At 66.8% G+C, this 17014-nt stretch carries 19 protein-coding genes, 3 tRNA genes and 1 pseudogene; 17 read left to right on the top strand and 6 right to left on the bottom strand.

All coding sequences use genetic code 11. The features are described 5' to 3' along the window. Window positions 1–113 precede the first annotated feature (113 nt). The 3 genes and pseudogenes from B1A87_RS16125 to B1A87_RS16115 all read left to right on the top strand — a co-directional run bounded on the left by B1A87_RS16125 (window position 114) and on the right by B1A87_RS16115 (window position 3217). Window positions 114–1277, top strand: coding sequence for a DUF2092 domain-containing protein (locus B1A87_RS16125; protein ID WP_078029261.1), 1164 nt, complete (start codon window positions 114–116; stop codon window positions 1275–1277). Beyond that, window positions 1274–2331: pseudogene (locus tag B1A87_RS16120) on the top strand (ABC transporter ATP-binding protein). Before B1A87_RS16125 ends, B1A87_RS16120 begins: the two are co-directional and overlap by 4 nt. After that, complete coding sequence (locus tag B1A87_RS16115) at window positions 2318–3217, top strand: ABC transporter permease (protein WP_144275916.1); 900 nt, start codon at window positions 2318–2320, stop codon at window positions 3215–3217. Before B1A87_RS16120 ends, B1A87_RS16115 begins: the two are co-directional and overlap by 14 nt. Window positions 3218–3274: 57 nt before the next feature. Here B1A87_RS16115 and B1A87_RS24695 read toward each other — a convergent pair whose 3' ends face one another. From B1A87_RS24695 to B1A87_RS16095, 5 genes are all read right to left on the bottom strand, one after another. Then, window positions 3275–3703, bottom strand: coding sequence for a C40 family peptidase (locus B1A87_RS24695; RefSeq protein WP_313902483.1), 429 nt, complete (start codon window positions 3701–3703; stop codon window positions 3275–3277). Between the two features lie 310 nt (window positions 3704–4013). Then, window positions 4014–4682: a hypothetical protein gene (locus B1A87_RS24690; RefSeq protein ID WP_313902482.1), complete on the bottom strand. Its 669-nt coding sequence runs from the start codon at window positions 4680–4682 to the stop codon at window positions 4014–4016. A gap of 338 nt (window positions 4683–5020) precedes the next feature. Then, complete coding sequence (locus tag B1A87_RS16105) at window positions 5021–5941, bottom strand: cation diffusion facilitator family transporter (protein WP_078029146.1); 921 nt, start codon at window positions 5939–5941, stop codon at window positions 5021–5023. Between the two features lie 10 nt (window positions 5942–5951). After that, window positions 5952–6380, bottom strand: coding sequence for a metallopeptidase family protein (locus tag B1A87_RS16100; RefSeq protein WP_078029147.1), 429 nt, complete (start codon window positions 6378–6380; stop codon window positions 5952–5954). A gap of 9 nt (window positions 6381–6389) precedes the next feature. Beyond that, complete coding sequence (locus tag B1A87_RS16095) at window positions 6390–7412, bottom strand: DMT family transporter (RefSeq protein ID WP_078029148.1); 1023 nt, start codon at window positions 7410–7412, stop codon at window positions 6390–6392. Window positions 7413–7651: 239 nt separating this feature from the next. Here B1A87_RS16095 and B1A87_RS16090 point away from each other — a divergent pair. From B1A87_RS16090 to B1A87_RS16070, 5 genes are all read left to right on the top strand, one after another. Beyond that, window positions 7652–7724, top strand: a tRNA-Glu gene (locus B1A87_RS16090). A gap of 95 nt (window positions 7725–7819) precedes the next feature. Further along, window positions 7820–7893 (top strand) — tRNA-Asp (locus B1A87_RS16085). 48 nt (window positions 7894–7941) lie between these two features. Continuing rightward, window positions 7942–8014: transfer RNA gene (locus B1A87_RS16080), tRNA-Phe, on the top strand. A 147-nt stretch (window positions 8015–8161) separates the two neighbouring features. Beyond that, complete coding sequence (locus tag B1A87_RS16075) at window positions 8162–8767, top strand: TetR/AcrR family transcriptional regulator (protein ID WP_078029149.1); 606 nt, start codon at window positions 8162–8164, stop codon at window positions 8765–8767. Further along, window positions 8764–9750, top strand: a complete 987-nt coding sequence (locus B1A87_RS16070) for a DMT family transporter (protein WP_260680897.1) — start codon at window positions 8764–8766, stop codon at window positions 9748–9750. Before B1A87_RS16075 ends, B1A87_RS16070 begins: the two co-directional genes overlap by 4 nt. Before the next feature lie 17 nt (window positions 9751–9767). On the opposite strand, the gene B1A87_RS16065 is transcribed toward B1A87_RS16070, so the two are convergent. Next, a complete protein-coding gene (locus B1A87_RS16065; RefSeq protein WP_078029150.1) occupies window positions 9768–10496 on the bottom strand; it encodes a TetR/AcrR family transcriptional regulator C-terminal domain-containing protein in 729 nt (242 codons plus the stop codon). A 106-nt stretch (window positions 10497–10602) separates the two neighbouring features. Here B1A87_RS16065 and B1A87_RS16060 point away from each other — a divergent pair, with 106 nt between their 5' ends. From B1A87_RS16060 to B1A87_RS16020, 9 genes are all read left to right on the top strand, one after another. After that, window positions 10603–11283: a DUF2306 domain-containing protein gene (locus B1A87_RS16060; RefSeq protein ID WP_078029151.1), complete on the top strand. Its 681-nt coding sequence runs from the start codon at window positions 10603–10605 to the stop codon at window positions 11281–11283. A gap of 430 nt (window positions 11284–11713) precedes the next feature. After that, entirely contained in the window at window positions 11714–13309 is a 1596-nt protein-coding gene (locus B1A87_RS16055; RefSeq protein WP_144275844.1) for a glycoside hydrolase family 68 protein, read from the top strand. A 292-nt stretch (window positions 13310–13601) separates the two neighbouring features. Continuing rightward, window positions 13602–14060 carry a hypothetical protein gene (locus tag B1A87_RS16050; protein WP_078029152.1) on the top strand — a complete coding sequence of 153 codons (459 nt, stop codon included), beginning with the start codon at window positions 13602–13604 and terminating at the stop codon, window positions 14058–14060. 106 nt (window positions 14061–14166) lie between these two features. Beyond that, window positions 14167–14625, top strand: a complete 459-nt coding sequence (locus tag B1A87_RS16045) for an Asp23/Gls24 family envelope stress response protein (RefSeq protein ID WP_078029153.1) — start codon at window positions 14167–14169, stop codon at window positions 14623–14625. Beyond that, window positions 14622–14813 carry a hypothetical protein gene (locus B1A87_RS16040; protein WP_078029154.1) on the top strand — a complete coding sequence of 64 codons (192 nt, stop codon included), beginning with the start codon at window positions 14622–14624 and terminating at the stop codon, window positions 14811–14813. The genes B1A87_RS16045 and B1A87_RS16040 overlap by 4 nt, the downstream gene beginning before the upstream one ends. Then, a complete protein-coding gene (locus B1A87_RS16035; protein WP_078029155.1) occupies window positions 14810–15193 on the top strand; it encodes a hypothetical protein in 384 nt (127 codons plus the stop codon). Before B1A87_RS16040 ends, B1A87_RS16035 begins: the two co-directional genes overlap by 4 nt. Next, entirely contained in the window at window positions 15190–15840 is a 651-nt protein-coding gene (locus tag B1A87_RS16030) for a DUF6286 domain-containing protein (protein ID WP_078029156.1), read from the top strand. The genes B1A87_RS16035 and B1A87_RS16030 overlap by 4 nt, the downstream gene beginning before the upstream one ends. Then, window positions 15837–16448: a hypothetical protein gene (locus tag B1A87_RS16025; protein WP_078029157.1), complete on the top strand. Its 612-nt coding sequence runs from the start codon at window positions 15837–15839 to the stop codon at window positions 16446–16448. The genes B1A87_RS16030 and B1A87_RS16025 overlap by 4 nt, the downstream gene beginning before the upstream one ends. 177 nt (window positions 16449–16625) lie before the next feature. Continuing rightward, on the top strand, window positions 16626–16907 hold the full coding sequence (locus tag B1A87_RS16020) for a hypothetical protein (protein ID WP_078029158.1): 282 nt from the start codon (window positions 16626–16628) through the stop codon (window positions 16905–16907). Window positions 16908–17014 lie beyond the last annotated feature (107 nt).

Raw genomic sequence — 17014 nt, 5'->3', positions numbered from 1 at the left:
AGTCTGTCCCAGCGCACGGTCCTGCGATAGCTGCAGCACGAACTGGGGGCTGTCACGCGGTGAGCCGAGGCGTACCCTGAGGATATGAGCTGCGACCACGGATCGGAGTTATGATGACGCCCACTTGGCTGCGGTGGATGCCCGCCGTGGCGGTACCTGCTGTAATCGCTGCCGGAGTCCTGGCAGGGTCCGTCCCTGCCAGCGCCCGCGATCCGTTGCCCGGCAAGACTCCCGCGCAAGTGCTGGCAATGATCGCGCAGCACAGCACCAAGGCCCTGTCCGGAACGGTGGAGCAGACGTCCGAGCTCGGCCTGCCCGACGTTCCCCAGGTAGGGCCGAGCAGCGGCCCCGCCGCAGGCTCGATGGCGGACCTGCTGTCCGGTCCGCATAGCGCCCGGGTCTATGTCGACGGACCCGCCAAGGTGCGCGTGCAGGTCATGGACCGGCTGGCTGAGCGGGACGCGGTGCGGCAGGGCAACGAGGTTTGGCTGTACAACTCCAAGGACAACACGGCTACGCACCTGACGCTTCCGGGCACTGCGTCCGGCAAGACGGACAGCGGCTCCCGGATGCCGGGCAGCGTGGCAACGCCCGAAGAACTTGCCGCCCGGATGCTTGAAAAGGTTGATGCCTCCACGGACGTGGCTGTCCGCGGGGACGTTGATGTGGCTGGCCGGGCCGCATACAACCTGGTGCTCACTCCGCGTTCGCAGGGAACGCTGGTGGAGTCCGTGGCTGTCGCCGTCGACGGTGAGAGCGGCTTGCCGCTGAGCGTGGAGGTGCGGGCCCGCGGACAGCAGGAGCCGGCCTTCCGGACGGCATTCACCAGCCTCCAGCTTGGGGCGCCTGACGCCGCCCTCTTCAACTTCACGCCTCCGCCCGGTGCCACGGTCAAGGAACAGGCGGTGCCGCGGTCCGGCTTTGGCAAGCGCGACCTGGGCGAGCACGCCAAGGGCACCGCCGGCGCCGGGAAAAACGAACAGGGCAAGCTGGACAAGGACCGGAAAACGCCCGCTGCGGCTGGAAGGGCCCCGTCTGTGACCGGCTCCGGCTGGGAGGCGGTGGTCGGCTTCCCGGCCCGCGCCGGCGCCGCTGGGGCAGTCGGGCCGTCCGCCGACACGCTGCTGAATGATCCGCTTCTCCGCCAGGCAGCAGTCGCCGTGTCCGGCGGCAGGGCGATCTCCACGTCGTTGCTGAACGTCCTGCTAACGGACGACGGCCGGATATTCGTTGGCTCGGTACCCCTGGAGCGGCTGCAGGCCGCCGCCGCGAGGTGACTGCCGCTGACCGGGGCGCCGGACTCGCCATTGAAACCACGGGGCTGAGTAAGCGCTTCGGCCATCAGCTTGCCGTCAACAGCATCGACCTTGCCGTGCCGCGGGGTTCCGTCTTTGGCTTCCTCGGGCCCAACGGCTCCGGCAAAACCACCACCATCCGCATGATGCTTGGCCTGGCCGCGGCGACGGCGGGGTCGGTGCGGGTGCTGGGGCAGGACATGCCGGGCAGGCTGGACGAGGTCCTGCCGCAGGTGGGCGCCCTCGTCGAGGGGCCGGCGTTCTATCCATTCCTTTCCGGGGCGGCAAATCTGCACCGCTTTGATGCCGCGGACCGCCACGCTTCGCCTGGAACGCGGCGGGCCCGGGTGGGGGAGGCACTCGAACGGGTGGGGCTCTCACATGCCGCACGCAAGAAGGTGCGCGCCTATTCGCTGGGCATGAAGCAGCGGCTGGGCATCGCCAATGCCCTGCTCTCGCGCCGGGAACTGCTGATCCTGGACGAGCCCACGAACGGGCTGGATCCCCAGGGCACCCGGGAGGTGCGCAGCCTGGTCCGGTCGCTCGCCGCCGACGGCGCCACGGTCTTCGTCTCCAGCCACCTGCTGGCCGAAGTGGAGCAAATTTGCACGCATGCGGCCATCATGAGCGCGGGGCGCCTGGTGGCGCAGGGTCCGCTGGCTGAACTCCGCCAGGCGGGCACCGCACAGCTTCGCCTGATAACGCCCGACGCCGGAGCCGCCTCGGGCGTGCTGGTCCGGTTGGGCATGACTCCGGTCATCGGGCACCCCGACGGCGCCGACGCCGTCATCACATCCGCCCTGCCCGGCAGCGCGGTGGAGCTGTCACCGAACGGCTTCCGCAACCCGGGGGGAACTGGCGGAACTGGCGGAACGGGCGAACGGGCTGCTGCCGACGGGCTTGATGCGGCGCCGGAGGCCATCGTGGCTGCGCTCGTGGCGGACGGTGTGCGGGTCCGGGGCTTCGCCGTCGAACGAGGCAGCCTCGAGGACCGCTTCGTGGCGCTCACGGGGAGGGCTTCGATGTCGCGCAGTGACGAGTTGTCCGCACGGGGCTCCAGGACAGCAGAGGAGCCCGGCAGGGAGGGGGCCGCGCCGCAGCAGCGGCCGTCCAGCCTGCCGCTGCTCGCATCGGAGCTCAAGCAGCTCTTCCGCCGCCGGCGGACCCAGGCCCTGCTGCTGGCGCTCGCCGCGATTCCGGTGCTGATCGCCGTCGTCGTCCGGGTGTCCACGGCTGTCCCGCCCGGCCGGGGGCCGGCGTTCCTGGACCGCATCACGCAGAACGGGCTGTTCGTCGGAGTGACCGCCCTGATCGTGGCGGTCCCGCTGTTCCTGCCGCTGACCATCGGCGTCGTGGCCGGAGACACCATCGCCGGGGAGGCCGGCCACGGAACCCTCCGCTACCTGCTCGTGGCTCCCGCCGGGCGGGTTCGGCTGCTCCTCGTCAAGTATGCGGGGGCCGCCGCGTTCTGTGTTGCGGCCCCGCTGGCCGTGGCGCTCGCCGGGGCCGGAATCGGGGCGGCACTGTTTCCCGTAGGTCCCGTGACGCTGCTGTCCGGCGACGTGGTGCAGCCCGGCGAAGCCCTGAACAGGATGCTGCTGATCGCCGCCTACCAGACGGTGTCCCTGCTGGGGCTGTCGGCGATCGGGCTCTTCCTGTCCACCCTGACGGACGTGCCGGTGGGGGCCATGGCAGCCACGATCGTCCTGTCCGTCGCCGCGCAGGTGCTGGACCAGCTGCCCCAGCTGGAGTGGCTGCACCCGTGGCTGTTCAGCCATTACTGGTTCGGCTTTGCGGACCTGTTGCGCCAACCGATCGGGTGGGATTCCTTCACCAGCAATGCCGGGCTGCAGGCAGGCTACATCGCCGTGTTCGGCGCCCTGGCCTACGGCCGGTTCGTCAGCAAGGACGTGCTGTCCTAGGCGTGCTGCCCAGGGCGGAGCGGCGCTCGCACCCCGAGTCAGGCTGGCCGAGCCGGGCTAGTAGCGCGCCGCCACCGGATGGAGCTGCATGCCCGCCATCATGCTCAAATCCGTCACGGTGATGCCGGCAGACGGGTTCAGGGCCTGCACCACCCTGCCGCCGCCCAGGTAGATGGCCACGTGATAGAAGCCGGGAGCCGATCCCCAGACCAGGAGGTCACCAGGCTGCGCCTGGGACAGGGGAACGTGGACGGGTGCCTGGGCGAACTGCTCGGCGGCCGTGCGCGGCAGGTATTTTCCGGCCGCAGCGAAGGCGTTCTGGACGAGGCCCGAGCAGTCATAACCGTAGGCTCCGGTGCCGCCGTACTGGTAGAAATAGGGCTTCCCCACCTTGCCCAAGGCCACGGAGATGGCGGTCTGGTTGGAGTCTCCCGGTGACGGTGCGGGGGCGGGCTGGACCGGTTGCGGAGCCGGAACCGGAACCACGGGAGCCGGCTGGACCGGAGCGGGCCGTGCCGGAGCCGGCCGTGCCGGTGCAGGGGCGGGTGCCGGGGCAGGCGCCGGGGCAGGCGCCGGGTTTGCGGCCGCCGGTGCCGGTGCCGCGGGCCGAACAGCCGCCGGTGCAGGAGCTGCCTGTGCCGGAGCTGCAGCCCAGGCAGGGGATTGTTCCTGCGGGGAGGCCGGATCGCCGTTTGCCGTGGCCGCATGCTCCGCTGCGGCCTGATCGGCGGCTGCGGTGATGGCGGCGAGCCGGGCCTGCTGCCGCTGCCGTTCCAGGCCGTCGATTCTGGCCGACTCAAGGGCCGTCGTGGTGCGCCTCAGCGAGGCAAGCTGCCCCCACCAGGACGGTCCGCTGCGCCTTGGCCCCGGACACGGCTTTCAACTGTGCCGCGTTGGCCTGCTCGGCGGCAGCCTTGAGCGATGCGGCGGTCGTGGCGGCGTCATCGGCGGCCCGCCGGGCGTCTGCGGCGGCTGCGGTCAGCGATTCGGCCGCGGAGGCGGTGGTCTCGGCCGATTCGAAGGCGCGGCTGCGGCCGGCAGAGAGGGCCTGCAGCGTTGCCGCCTGCTCCAGGACGTCACCCTTGCCGGCGACGAAGCTGCTCAGCGCGGGGTTCAGCCCGCCGTTGCGGTACAGGTCCCCGGCCAGTTGGCCGATCTCCTTGCGGCTCTTTGCCTGCTCCTTGGCCGCGGCCTCGGCACGGGCGGTTGCCACGGCGGCGGCGTCGGTCCGGTTCCGGAGCTCCACGAGGGCGTCGCTGTAGGCGTTGTTTGCCTCGAGGGTCCGCGCGAAGGTCAGCTCCTGCGCGGACGCGGCATCAGCCAGGATCCGTTCGATGCCGGTGACCTGCGCCGCCGTCGCGCTTTCACTGGACTTGGCGGCAGCAATGTCGCCGGGCGAGGGAATCTCCGGTGCGGCCGGCAACACCAGCTCCGGCGCGGCGGCCGGAGTGTCTCTTATACACATCTAGATGTGTATAAGAGACAGCGCGGGCGCAGCAAGGCTTCCAAAAACTACGACGGCGGCGCACAGCGCGGCGGCCTTGCGGCCTGTTCCGGTCAAACTCATTCGCAAACCTCGCTGCGTTCGGGGCCGGGACGAACGAGTAAGGAGGCGGCACGAAAGTGCCCCTCTGCAAATCACCCAGCAGCACTGAGGCTACGGCTCATGTGCAACTTTGGCAACACGAGTCACATCAATAACATAAAACACAAGCGTGTCATTTGCTTGGATTTTCCGCCCGCGTGTCACGCGGCGGCGGAGCGCCAGGCTCGGGCGGCCCCGCTCTCGGCCCTGTTCAGCGCTCAGGCGTGCTGGTGGGACTCGTGCTCGGAATGGCTGGCAGGTTCCAGCTGGAAGGTGCAGTGTTCCGTGTCGAAGTGGGAGCCGAGGCACGTGGTGAGCTTGTCCAAAACCTGGTCCGCGCCCTTGGCGCTCAGGACGGCATCCTCCACCACCACATGGGCGGAAAACACGGGCACGCCGGACGTGATCGTCCAGATATGGATGTCGTGGACGGCCACGACGCCGGCCACGGACAGGATGTGCTCCCGGATCATCTGGACCTCCACACCCTTGGGCGTGGCCTCGAGCAGCACGTCCACCACGTCCCGGAGCAGGTGCCATGCACGCGGCAGGATCATCAGGGCGATGACGACCGAGGCAATCGTGTCCGCCGCGTGGAAACCGGTGAACTTGATCACCAGGGCCGCAGCGATGACCGCGAACGATCCCAGGAGGTCGCCCAGCACTTCCAGGTATGCGCCGCGCACGTTGAGGCTTTCCTTCTGCGCCGGGCGCAGGATCAGCAGCGACGCCAGATTGGCTGCTGCGCCCAGGACGGCCGCGTACAGCATAATGTCCGTCTGCACTTCCGGCGCGGAACCGATCCGGCGGATCGCCTCGGTGAAGATGACCACGGAGATCACCACGAGGATGAGCGCGTTGGCGAGGGCGGCCAGGACCTCCGCGCGCTGATAGCCGTAGGTGCGCAGGTCGCTGGCCGGGCGGGCCGCGATCCACGCGGCCAGGAGCGCGATGAATACGCCGGCGGCGTCGGAGAGCATGTGTCCGGCATCGGCCAGCAGGGCGAGGGAGCCCGATAGTGCTGCGCCGATCACCTGGATGAAGACCACGGCCAGGGTGATGGACAGGACCGCAACCAGTCGGCTGCGGTGTTTCCCGGTGGCGGTGACACCCTGCGCGTGGTTGTGGTCGTGTCCCATGCCTACAAGGCTAGTCCCAACCGAGTTCGTGGAGCCGCTGGTCGTCGATGCCGAAGTGGTGGGCGATCTCGTGGACCACCGTAATGGCCACTTCCTCCACCACGTCCTCCCGGGAGGAACAGATGTCCAGGATGGGCTGTCGGTAAATGGTGATCCGGTCCGGCAGGGATCCCGCGTCCCACCATGAATCGCGCTCGGTCAGGGGAACGCCCTCGTACAGTCCCAGCAGCACCGTGTCCGGGTCCTCATTCGGCTGGGGAGTGTAGTCATCTTCAATGAAGACCGCCACGTTGTCCATGGCCCGCGCCACTTCCGCCGGTATTTTGTTCAGGGCGTCACTGACGGCAGCTTCAAAATCGGCTTCCGACATATCAAAGCCTGCGGGTTCACCGTCGCCGTCCGGGACGATGGGAAGTCCGGGTGGCAGGTTTGCAGGCATATCCAAACTTTAGCGGGATCTCCGCCGGGTGAGCCCCACACCGACCAGGCAGATTGCGCCGCCCACCAGCCCCCATGCCGTCGGGATTTCGCTCAGCACCAGCCACGAGATCAGGACGGTGGTGCCGGGAACCAGATAGGTGGTGGCGGCCAGCTTCCCGGCGTCGATCAGCGACAGTGCGTAGGCCCAGGTGGTGAATGCAATGGCGGTCGGGAAGATGCCGAGGTACACGAGGCCCAGGGTTGCCGGCAGCGGCGCCGTCTGGAGTTCCGTCACAAGCTGGCCGCCGAACGGCAGGCAGCACACCAGGCCCACCATGATGCCGAACCACGTGGCCTGCCCGGCAGGGAACTTCCGCAGCACGGGCTTCTGGATAATCACGCTGACGGCCGCGAGAGCGGCAGCGAGGAGGCAAAGCAGCACGCCGGCCACATCCGCCGTCGACCGCTGCCCGGAACCCAGCGCGATCACGGCAACACCGCTGAACGCCACGAGGCTGCCGATGATCAGCCAGCGAGGGAATCCCTCCTTGAGGATGAGGCCGGCCATCACCGCGATGAGGATGGGGTTCACGTTGATCAGCAACGCGCTGGTGCCGGCGTCGAGCAGGTGTTCGGCGGCGTTGAGGGCCACGTTGTACCCGCCGAACCACATGACGCCGTAGGCCAGGATGGGCCACCACTCGCGTCCCCGCGGCAGCATGCGGAGTTTGGGCAGAACCACTGCGCCGAGCACGACGGCGGCAATCGCCAGCCGCCCGAGCGTCAGGGGGCCGGGGGAGAAGCTGGGGCCGACGGCGCGGATGCCGACGAAGGCGGAGGCCCAGAGCACCACGGTGACAACGACGGCCGCGACGCCCAGTTTGTTGACGGGCTTCTGCCGGGGAACCGCGGGCTGGGCCGAGGCTGGGCCGGCCGGAGGGGATTGGGAGGCGCCGGATTGGGTTGGGATTGATTGGGCGGGCGCTGCAGCGGCGGATCCTTCGTGGGGATCAGCGGGGTGCAGGGAACTGGTGTCGGCGGTGGTTGCCATGGTGACAATCTAGTCCTGTTCCGTGTCCCGGGGCTGGCGGAAATCGGTCACCTCTAGGCAAGAAACTGCCATTCTGCCGCACCCGGCGCGGGGCCGCCGTGGAGGCCGCCGCGCCGATTTTGGAATTTCCCGGAGTAGGCCCTATAGTTTTAGAGGTCCAGTTCGGAGCAACTCGGAGGGACAAAAACGAAAGGCTTCGGCCCTTTATTTTTGCCCTGAATGAGCCGGATTGAGTTCAGGCCCCCATCGTCTAGCGGCCTAGGACACCGCCCTTTCACGGCGGCGGCACGGGTTCGAATCCCGTTGGGGGTACGCAAGGAAGTGGTCAAACCGGACTAAAAAGTCTGGTAGGCTAAAGGCCTTGAAAAATTGCAGTAGCGATACTGCGAACAGCAAGAAACAAGCAAGGCCCTGTAGCGCAGTTGGTTAGCGCGCCGCCCTGTCACGGCGGAGGTCGCGGGTTCAAGTCCCGTCAGGGTCGCTCTGATTGCCAGAAGAAATTCCGGCTGTCATGGTGACATGTCACCTAGGCTCTGTAGCTCAGTTGGTAGAGCGTTCGACTGAAAATCGAAAGGTCACCGGATCGACGCCGGTCGGAGCCACATTTCGGCAAGCTCAACGCTGGCAGCTAGAACCCCGCAGTTCCTCGTGTTTACACGGGAGCTGCGGGGTTTTTTCGTTGCCTTCAAGAGTAGTAGTAGGTAGACTGGGCTACCTACTACTGCTCTGACGCCAGCGAAGGACCACTGATGACTGAAAAGCCGACGGCGCCCGGAAGCGTCCTCCCCAAGAGGCCGGCTCGCGCCGCCCTGCTTGAAGCGGCTTCGCGGCGCTTCTATGCCGACGGCCTGGCCCGAACGGGAATTGACACGATTACCTCCGAGGCGGGCGTGGCCAAGAAGAGCCTCTACAACAATTTTTCCTCGAAGGCTGACCTCGTGGCAGCGTACCTGGAGGCCCGCCACGAGGAGTGGATGGGGCTGTACCGGGCGCGGCTGGAAGCCGCCACCAGCGCCCGGGAACGCGTCCTGGCGGTCTTCGATGCCTATGCGGACCATGCCGATCTGGCCTATGAGCATGGCTTTCGGGGCTGTGGCCTGCTCAACGCTGCGGCGGAGCTTCCTGCCGGGGATCCCGGAAGGGCGGCGGTCCGGCGTCACAAGGAGGAAGTTGAGGCGCTGATATCGCAGCATGTGGCCGAACTCCTCCGGCACTCACCTGAGCGGGCCCGGACAATGGCCCGGCACCTGGCGTTCCTGCTTGAAGGTTCCATGGCCCGCGCTGGCCTTGAGGGCAATGACCGCTGCATTCAGGAAGCCCGCCAGATCGCGGCCACCCTGATCGGGACCCTGTGACTGGCGCGGGCTTCCAGGGAAGCGCGTGGGGTGCACTGTTTGTGCTGGCCGCCTCGGTGTTATGGGGCACCACGGGCACCGCGGCCACATTTGCCCCCGACGTCAGCCCGCTGGCGATCGGGGCGGTGGCAATGGGCCTAGGCGGCCTGTTGCAGGCGGCGTTTGCGGCCCGATCGATCATTGCGTTCTCGGCGTCCCTGCGCGGTCAGTGGCCCACGGTGGCTTTGGGATCGGTGGCCGTCGCAACGTACCCGCTCGCCTTCTACTCGTCAATGCACCTGGCCGGCGTGGCGGTCGGCACGGTTGTCTCCATCGGGTCGGCTCCACTCGCCTCCGCCGTCATTGAGCGGATCATGGACAAAAGAAGGTTCACCGGCCGGTGGGCCGTGGGTGCGCTGCTCGGTCTGGCTGGTGCCGCGCTGCTCTGCTTCGCGGAATCCGGGCAGGGTGATCCGGCGTCGGCCACGGACTCGGGGTGGTCCACGCCCGCCGGCATCGGCCTGGGTCTCGTTGCCGGGCTCACGTATGCGCTCTACTCCTGGGCTGCACACCGCCTGATTAACACCGGGGTGCCCTCGAGGGCCGTCATGGGTGCCGTCTTCGGCATGGGCGGCCTGCTCCTCATGCCCGTGCTGGCCGTCACCGGATCGCCGCTCCTGGCCACGTGGCAAAATTCGCTGGTCGGCACGTACATGGCGCTGGTTCCCATGTTTGCGGGGTACGTCCTGTTCGGCTGGGGCCTCGCCCGCGTCCGCGCCAGCACGGCCACCACCATTTCGCTTGCTGAGACGGTGGTGGCTGCCATCCTGGCTGTGGTGGTGGTGGGTGAACGCCTGCCGGCACTGGGATGGGTCGGCGCCGCACTCATTGCGGGCAGCCTCTTCGTTCTGGCGCTGCCTGCCCCGATGCGGCGCAAAGGGCTGGCCGAAGAATCCCCGACCGAAGACGGCATCCCTGTCCCTGCAGCGCAGACCCTGGCGTAGGCCCAGGCAGGCCTCATCTATTCCTCTGGTGCGCCGCCGGCCAGTTTCTCCGACGTCCAGCCCTGTTCGTGAAGCCGCTCGAAACCATCAAGCATCAGGTCGAGGGCAAACTCGAACTCAAACTGGTCGTCGCAGCCCGCCCCGACCACCGAACCGTCGTCGTGACTGGCGGCGGTGGCGACCTTCAGTATGTTCGGATACCGCTCCGCCATTTCACGGAACATGACGGCCTGCGCGTCCGGCGCCACATCGGCCAAATTCTCGTTTGCCGGGTCGCCGAACAATTCCTGGGTGAACCCCCACATCCGGCTGCCGAGGGCGTGCATCACATGGTGGGTGAGATCGACAGAGAACCCTCCCGCCAGGAACATGCCCATAAACGAGTCCATGTACCCAAGAACGGCAGGCGTCGTGTTGGTGCGGGATTCGAGCACCCGTCGGGCCCAACGGTGCCGCAGAAGTGCCCGCCTCGCCGAGAGAACCCTCAGCCTTACCGTGCGCTTCCAGCCCGCATCCCGGACCGGGGGGTCGATCTCCGCGACGATCGCGTCGACCATGCCGTCGAGAAGTTCCTCTTTGTTGGCGACGTGCTTGTACAGCGCCATCGGCACCACGCCGAGCTCCTGGGCGAGCCTGCGCATGCTGAGTGACTCGATGCCCACCTCATCAGCCAGCTCGACGGCGGCGGCCAGCACGCGGTCGCGGCTCAGGGGCACGCGGCGTGCAGCTTCCGTCTGCTGAGTCATCCGGACCAGCCTCCTTTTGCGGTTTCTCTTGACAAGTGTACTGCGTACACCTACTGTCGGGATTCATGAGGTGTACACCGTACACCCGGTGAGCGGAGGTAGACATATGCCAACAGAAACCATCGGCGCACCGGCGCCCGTTCGGCGTTCACGGGCCCGGTGGCCCGTGCCCGCCGCCTTGATTTTGCTCAGCCTCATCCCGGTCTTTTTCGGCGCGGTTCGTCTTGCCGAACTGCCGGGCGGCGCCGCGGTGACGCCGCAGAACGCGCGTTTCTTCGACTCGCCCTTCCCTGTGCTGATCCACATTCCCGCTGCCATTGTCTACAGTCTGTTGGGGGCATTCCAGTTCGTTCCATCACTCCGCCGGGGCAGTCGCGGCAGGCTCGGCTGGCACCGGATCGCGGGGCGGATTCTCGCGCCGGCCGGCCTGCTCGTCGGACTCTCAGGCCTGTGGATGGCGGTCTTCTACGACCTCCCGGAGGGCGACGGCGACATGCTGCTCGTCCTCCGGCTCATCTTCGGCTCGGGCATGGTGGTGAGCATCGTCCTGGGGCTGCTCGCGATTCGGCGCCGGGACTTCGTCAGCCACAGTGCGTGGATGGCCCGCGGCTATGCCATTGGAGTCGCCGCGGGAACCCAGGCGTTGGTGTCCATCCCCTGGCTCCTCCTGATCGGCCCCGCAAGCGAGCTGACCAGAGCGGTGCTCATGGGGTCGGCATGGGTGATCAATCTCGCAGTGGCCGAGTACTTTATCCGTCGGCGCGGAAATCCATCCGCGCGCGGGTAGAACCGGATCGGGCGCTCCGCAACTGCCCTTTTGCGGCTCTAAAAGGACAGCCGTGGAGCAGTTGACGGGTTAACAGGTAGTAAATGACGGGTATAAAGCAGATTTATTAAGCGGCGTTTGAATCGCCGGCCCCGATATGGCACGCGCGCGCAGACGGAGATGTAAGCGCTTGCACTTTTTCGGCCCGGCCTTCTGGGTGCGTCGAAAACCGGGTTGAACTCGGCTGACAACGTTGTCTACGGTGGAGTGCAGGCCGGGAAAGCACAACCTCCCGAGCCGCTTTACCGGGGCCTTACCCAAGCCCCGTTCTCCCCTCGACACAACGGCGTCCTCGATGACGCCTGCCGTGTCATCGGGATCTCCGGAGTGCGCGGGGACAAGGGCACATGCCCGTCTTCCACGAAATGTAACTCCGCGAGAAGAGCAAAACATGCACAAGCACCCCAACGCACCCCGGATGCTGCGGTGGCGACCCGCCGCCGCAGCTCTGGCGGCCGCCGTCGCGGCCACCACGTTCTTGGCCGTGCCGTCGGCGCAGGCAAACGAACCGTCGGATCCGCCGTCGAACACGCAGATGCCCGCCCCCACCCCGGGCTTCCCCCTGCCGACCAAGCACACGCAGCTGGCTCACGATCCGGCGGCCGACTTCACCTCCAAGTGGACCCGTGCCGATGCCAAACAGGTCATGGCCCAGAGCGACTCCACCGTCACGCCTGGCAAGAACTCCATGAGCCCGGATGTCACCATGCCGGAGATCCCTGAGGATTTCCCCGCCATGAACAACGACGTGTGGGTCTGGGACACCTGGTCCCTGACCGATGAGAACGCCAACCAGATCAGCTACAAGGGTTACGACGTGATCTTCTCGCTCGTCGCCGACCGGCACGCCGGCTACGGCTTCGACCAGCGTCACTGGAACGCCCGCATCGGTTACTTCTTCCGCAAGACCAACGCAGATCCGGCCAAGGACAAATGGAACTACGGCGGACACGTGTTCGTGGACGGCTCTTCCATCGGCAACACTGAGTGGTCCGGTTCAACCCGGCTCATGAAGGGCGGCAAGGTGAACGTGTTCTACACGGCCACCACGTTCTACGACGTCAAGGAGCGCAACGCGGGCGGCGGCGGAATCGCCCCCGACGCAGCCATCGCCAAGGCTCTGGGCAACATCCACGCCGACAAGAACGGCGTCACCTTCGACGGCTTCAAGCACACCAAGCTGCTCGAACCGGACGGCAAGATGTACCAGAACAAGGCCCAGAACCCCGGCTTCGCGTTCCGCGATCCGTACACGTTTGCTGACCCGGCCCACCCGGGCAAGACGTTCATGGTCTTCGAAGGCAACACCGGCGGCAACCGCGGCGATTACCGCTGCAAGAACGAGGACCTGGGTTACGCCAAGGGCGACCCCAACGCCGAGAAGCTCGACGAGGTCAACAGCAAGGGTGCCTACTACCAGACCGCAAACGTCGGCCTGGCAGTGGCCGAGAACAAGGACCTGACCAAGTGGAAGTTCCTTCCGCCGGTCCTGTCCGCCAACTGCGTCAACGACCAGACTGAGCGCCCGCAGATCTTCATCCAGAACGAGGGCGGCAAGAACAAGTACTACCTGTTCACCATCAGCCACCAGTTCACCTACGCAGCGGGCATGCGCGGCCCCGACGGCGTGTACGGTTTCGTGGGCAACGGCGTGCGCTCGGACTACCAGCCGATGAACAACAGCGGCCTGGCCCTCGGATCCCCGACGGACCTGAACCTTCCGTCCGAATCCCCGGAAGCCCCGACGCCGAACCAGAACGGCCGCCAGTTCCAGGCCTACTCGCACTACGTGCAGCCTGGCGGACTGGTCCAGTCCTTCATCGACAACGTCAACGGCGTCCGCGGCGGCTCCCTGTCGCCCACCGTGAAGATCAACTTCCGGGACGGCGTGTCCAAGGTTGACCGCAGCTTCGGCCAGAACGGCCTTGGCCCGTTCGGTTACCTGCCCACCAACCTCAAGGTTGGCGGCGCCGGACAGTACAAGTAAGACAGCATCACAGCATCACAGCATCACGTCTGCGGAGGCGCCCGGAGCACATCCGGGCGCCTCCCCGCGTTAACACTGTGATCTTCCGATTGTCCGGTTCCCGAATGCTGCCCAAATTGCCGTGTTCGTTCCCTTATATAAGGGGAAGGCTGCAAGGACCAGGCGCAAAGTCAACTTGGTAAGCGGGCTACGGCCCGGGCTAGACTCGCACGCCGGGGGACACTGCCGGCGCGCTGCGCCGGCCAGACAGGCCGCCGAAGCCGGCGGCGCAACCGATCCAGGAATGTTAATTGTGAAAAACCTTGCACGCCCGCTGACCGCCGCCGCCCTCTTCGCCGTTGCGGCACTCACTGCCTGCTCCGCTCCGACGGCCGGCAGCGCGCCGTCGTCCGCCTCTCCCAGCACCCCCGCTTCGTCAAGCGGCAGCCCCTCGGCGACGGCCAGTGCGTCGTCCGGCCCATTCGGAGGCTACGCCTCCGCTGCTGAGGCGTGCACGACCATCTCCGAGCAGGCCACCGGAGCCTCGCTGTTGCCGATGTCGGCCGCCCAGGGAAAGACCGCGGAACTGGAGCAGAAGAAGGCCGAACTCAGTGAAACGGCGGAGCGCGTTCCGGATGCGCTGAAGGCCGACTTCGCGAAGCTTAATGAAGTCGCCGTGGCGGGGCTGAAGGACCAGACCGTGTATTCCAGCGGCCAGTTCCAGAACGCCATGGCCCCGGTGACGAAGTGGCTGGCCGCCAACTGTTCGTAAACCGCCGGCGGAGGCTTCTGGAACCGCAGGCGAATCCGGTGCGCTGCGCCCCTGACGTTGTCGGACCTAAGGGATAGGGTTGTGTTCAACAGAAGGGGAGCGCCTGATGGAATACCAGAACCCACAACCCTCCGCCGGAGTCCGCGCGGAGGCGGCCCCGGGGCAGTCCGCGGCCAGCGGCCGCACCATCATCTCTGAGACGGCAGTGGCCAAGGTGGCGGGAATTGCGGCCCGCGCCGTGCCGGGGGTGTATTCCCTTGGAACGGGCTCTTCACGGGCGCTGGGTGCCATCCGCGACGCCGTGGGTAGCTCCGACCATGCCGCAGGTGTGCATGCCGAGGTCGGCGAGACCCAGGTCGCTGTCGATATCACGCTGGTGGCGGCCTACGGGACGCCGCTGCATTCCCTGGCCAACCAAGTCCGGGCGGCTGTCTATTCGGCGGTCGAAAAACTCGTTGGCCTGCAGGTCATTGAGGTGAACGTCGAAATCAATGACGTTTATATAGCTCCGCCGCCGAAACCCGTGGGGGCTGCGGCTGTGACTGAAAGGGAGTCGGTCCTGTGAGCCTGACGGTCGTAGGCATCGCAATCGGTGCGTTCGTGGCGTTCATGTCCTTCCAGTTTGGCCTGTGGGGATTCCTGATCTCCCTGCTGTTCATGGGCATAGGTGCCCTCCTGGGCCGCGCCGCAGAAGGGAAACTGGACCTGCGCAGCGTCATGGACGCCCTCAGCGGCCGGCGCTCCTCATCATGAGCGGGGCAGCCGAAGCAGCCATGCCGAGCCCGCCGTACAGCGGGCATAACCGGATCAGCACCCAGGCCCTCACCAGCCTGGCCAAGGCCGCAGCCGCAGAGTCCCTGGGCGTGCCGGCCCACGACGTCCGTGCGGAGTGGTCGGACGACGACGGCCTGCTGGCTTTATCCCTCGTCACGCCTATCAAGATCCCCGGCCTGACGGCCGTTCTCCGCGATCCGGAACGTGTCTCTGTGTTCGGCGGATCCATCTGGGAGCGAGCGGTCGCCGCCAAGTCCGACATCCTCACCAAGGTCACGGAACTCAGCGGTGCACGGTTGAGCAGGGTAGACATCCGCATCAGCGGGGCACACGTCACGGAGAGGGGCCGGGTTCGTTGAGTTCCGTCACTGAACAGCAGAACGAGGCAGGCGACGCGCCCGGGGAGGGTGCGGCCGGCCCGGCGCATGCCGCCCCGTTGGACATGAACCGGGTTCTGCGCCGGGAGACGCATTCCTCCCGTGCGGCAGCAGCAGGGGTCGCCGCGGCCCTGGTCGTTCTCCTCTGCCTTTATGCCCTGCTCGAGTCCGCCGTGCGCGCCATCGGCCAGCCGCCTTGGCTTATCGATCCCCAGACGGCGGCGGAACGGATCGTGGCGCTGCCGGGCGGAGTGCCTCCGCTCCTCTTGGGAGTCACGGGAGCCGTGACCGCAGCCGCGGGGCTCTTTTTCTTCCTCAGTGCCGTCCTGCCGGGCCGCCGGGCCCGTCACTTACTTGACGATCCGCGAGTAGCCGTGGTGGTTGATGACGAAGTCATCGCCTCAGCCCTTGCCCGCCGGGCTCGCCTGGCGGCGAATGTCACCCAGGAACAGGTCATGGTGGTGGTGTCCCAGCGTCAGGCAGTGGTGAATGTCCGCCCCACGTCCGGCGTGCCGGTCAGCGAGAACGCAATCCGTGAGGCGGTCGAGGACGAACTGCACTCCATGGCCCCGACCCCCATGCCCCAGGTGCGGATCAACCTCGCGACGTCCGGGGTGATAGGCGCATGAACAGCACGCCTAGGACCCTCAACAGGATCCTCATCGGGATCCTTGGATTCAAGTTGCTGGCAGTGGGTATCCTGCTCATGCTGCTGGCCACTGTTCCCGCTGTGGGGACGTGGTGGCAGTCCTGGTCGCGGGGCGTGTGGAACGTCGCCAACCAGATGTTCGAGAGCACGCGGTTCCCGGGCCGGTCGGAAAGCTGGCTTTGGATCGTCCTGGCCCTGGTCCTTGTTGTGCTGATCGGCCTCATGGTGGCCTGGGTCGCGCAGCAGGGAAAGGGCCGGACAGACCTCCTGCTGGCTGCCGAGGATCCCGGCGGGGTTCCCGGTGACATACGGATCGGAAGCGGAGTGGCCGAACAGGCGCTGAGGAATGCGCTGGCCGAACGCCCTGACCTGGCCGGTGCCACGGTTGCCACGTACGAGGTCCGCGGGCAGCCCGCCCTAAAGATCCGACTGCACCCCAGGCCGGGAGTTCCGCCGCAGGTCCTCGCCGCGGACACCTCGGCGCTGGTGGCCGCACTGGAAGCCGTGGTGGGCCAGCGCACGCCGGTGCTGGTGTACATCGCCGCGGGCGCGCGCGCCCGGTTCAGCCGTGCGGAGCGCGTCCGCTGAATTGAGGCTTCCTGATTGTGACGTCACTGTGCCCTGGTGCGTCCGGGGCCGCGGACGGTTTTGGCCCGGGGATCTTCAAGGCCATAGGTTGAAAGAGAAGGCTGGCGGCTGCCCTGCAGACGCCATTGCCCTGACCGGGCCAAAAACCCGGCGAAGCCCGTCAACAAGGAGAACACTGTGAGCGATGAAGTAACAGGAAACCAGGCTGCCAAGGACGGACTCGAAAACGCGGTTGGGCACGCCAAGGAATTTGCCGGTGAAGCGGCCGGCCACGCGAAGGAATTTGCCGGTCAGGCCACGGAAAACGTCAAGGAATTCCTCTCCGGAGATGTTGCGGACAACGCCAAGGAACTCGCCGGTGACGTGGCAGGGAACGCCAAGGAAATCGCGGGAGACGTTGCCGAGAACGTCAAGGGCCTCGGAGCCCGGATCGCCGGCTTCTTCAAGGGCGGCAAGTAGCCAGGCTCGAATTGCCGGCTCCTGCGGGCTCACCTTCGGCGAGGCGCGTACTCCGTTCCGCTGAGTGCCGTCCCGCCTGAGTGCCGTTCCGCCGGTGCACCGCAGAG

This window comes from Arthrobacter sp. KBS0703, assembly GCF_002008315.2.
In the GTDB taxonomy this organism is placed as follows: Bacteria; Actinomycetota; Actinomycetes; order Actinomycetales; family Micrococcaceae; genus Arthrobacter.
The sequence above is the reverse complement of the archived record's forward strand: the minus strand, read 5'-3'. Positions and strand labels throughout refer to the sequence as shown.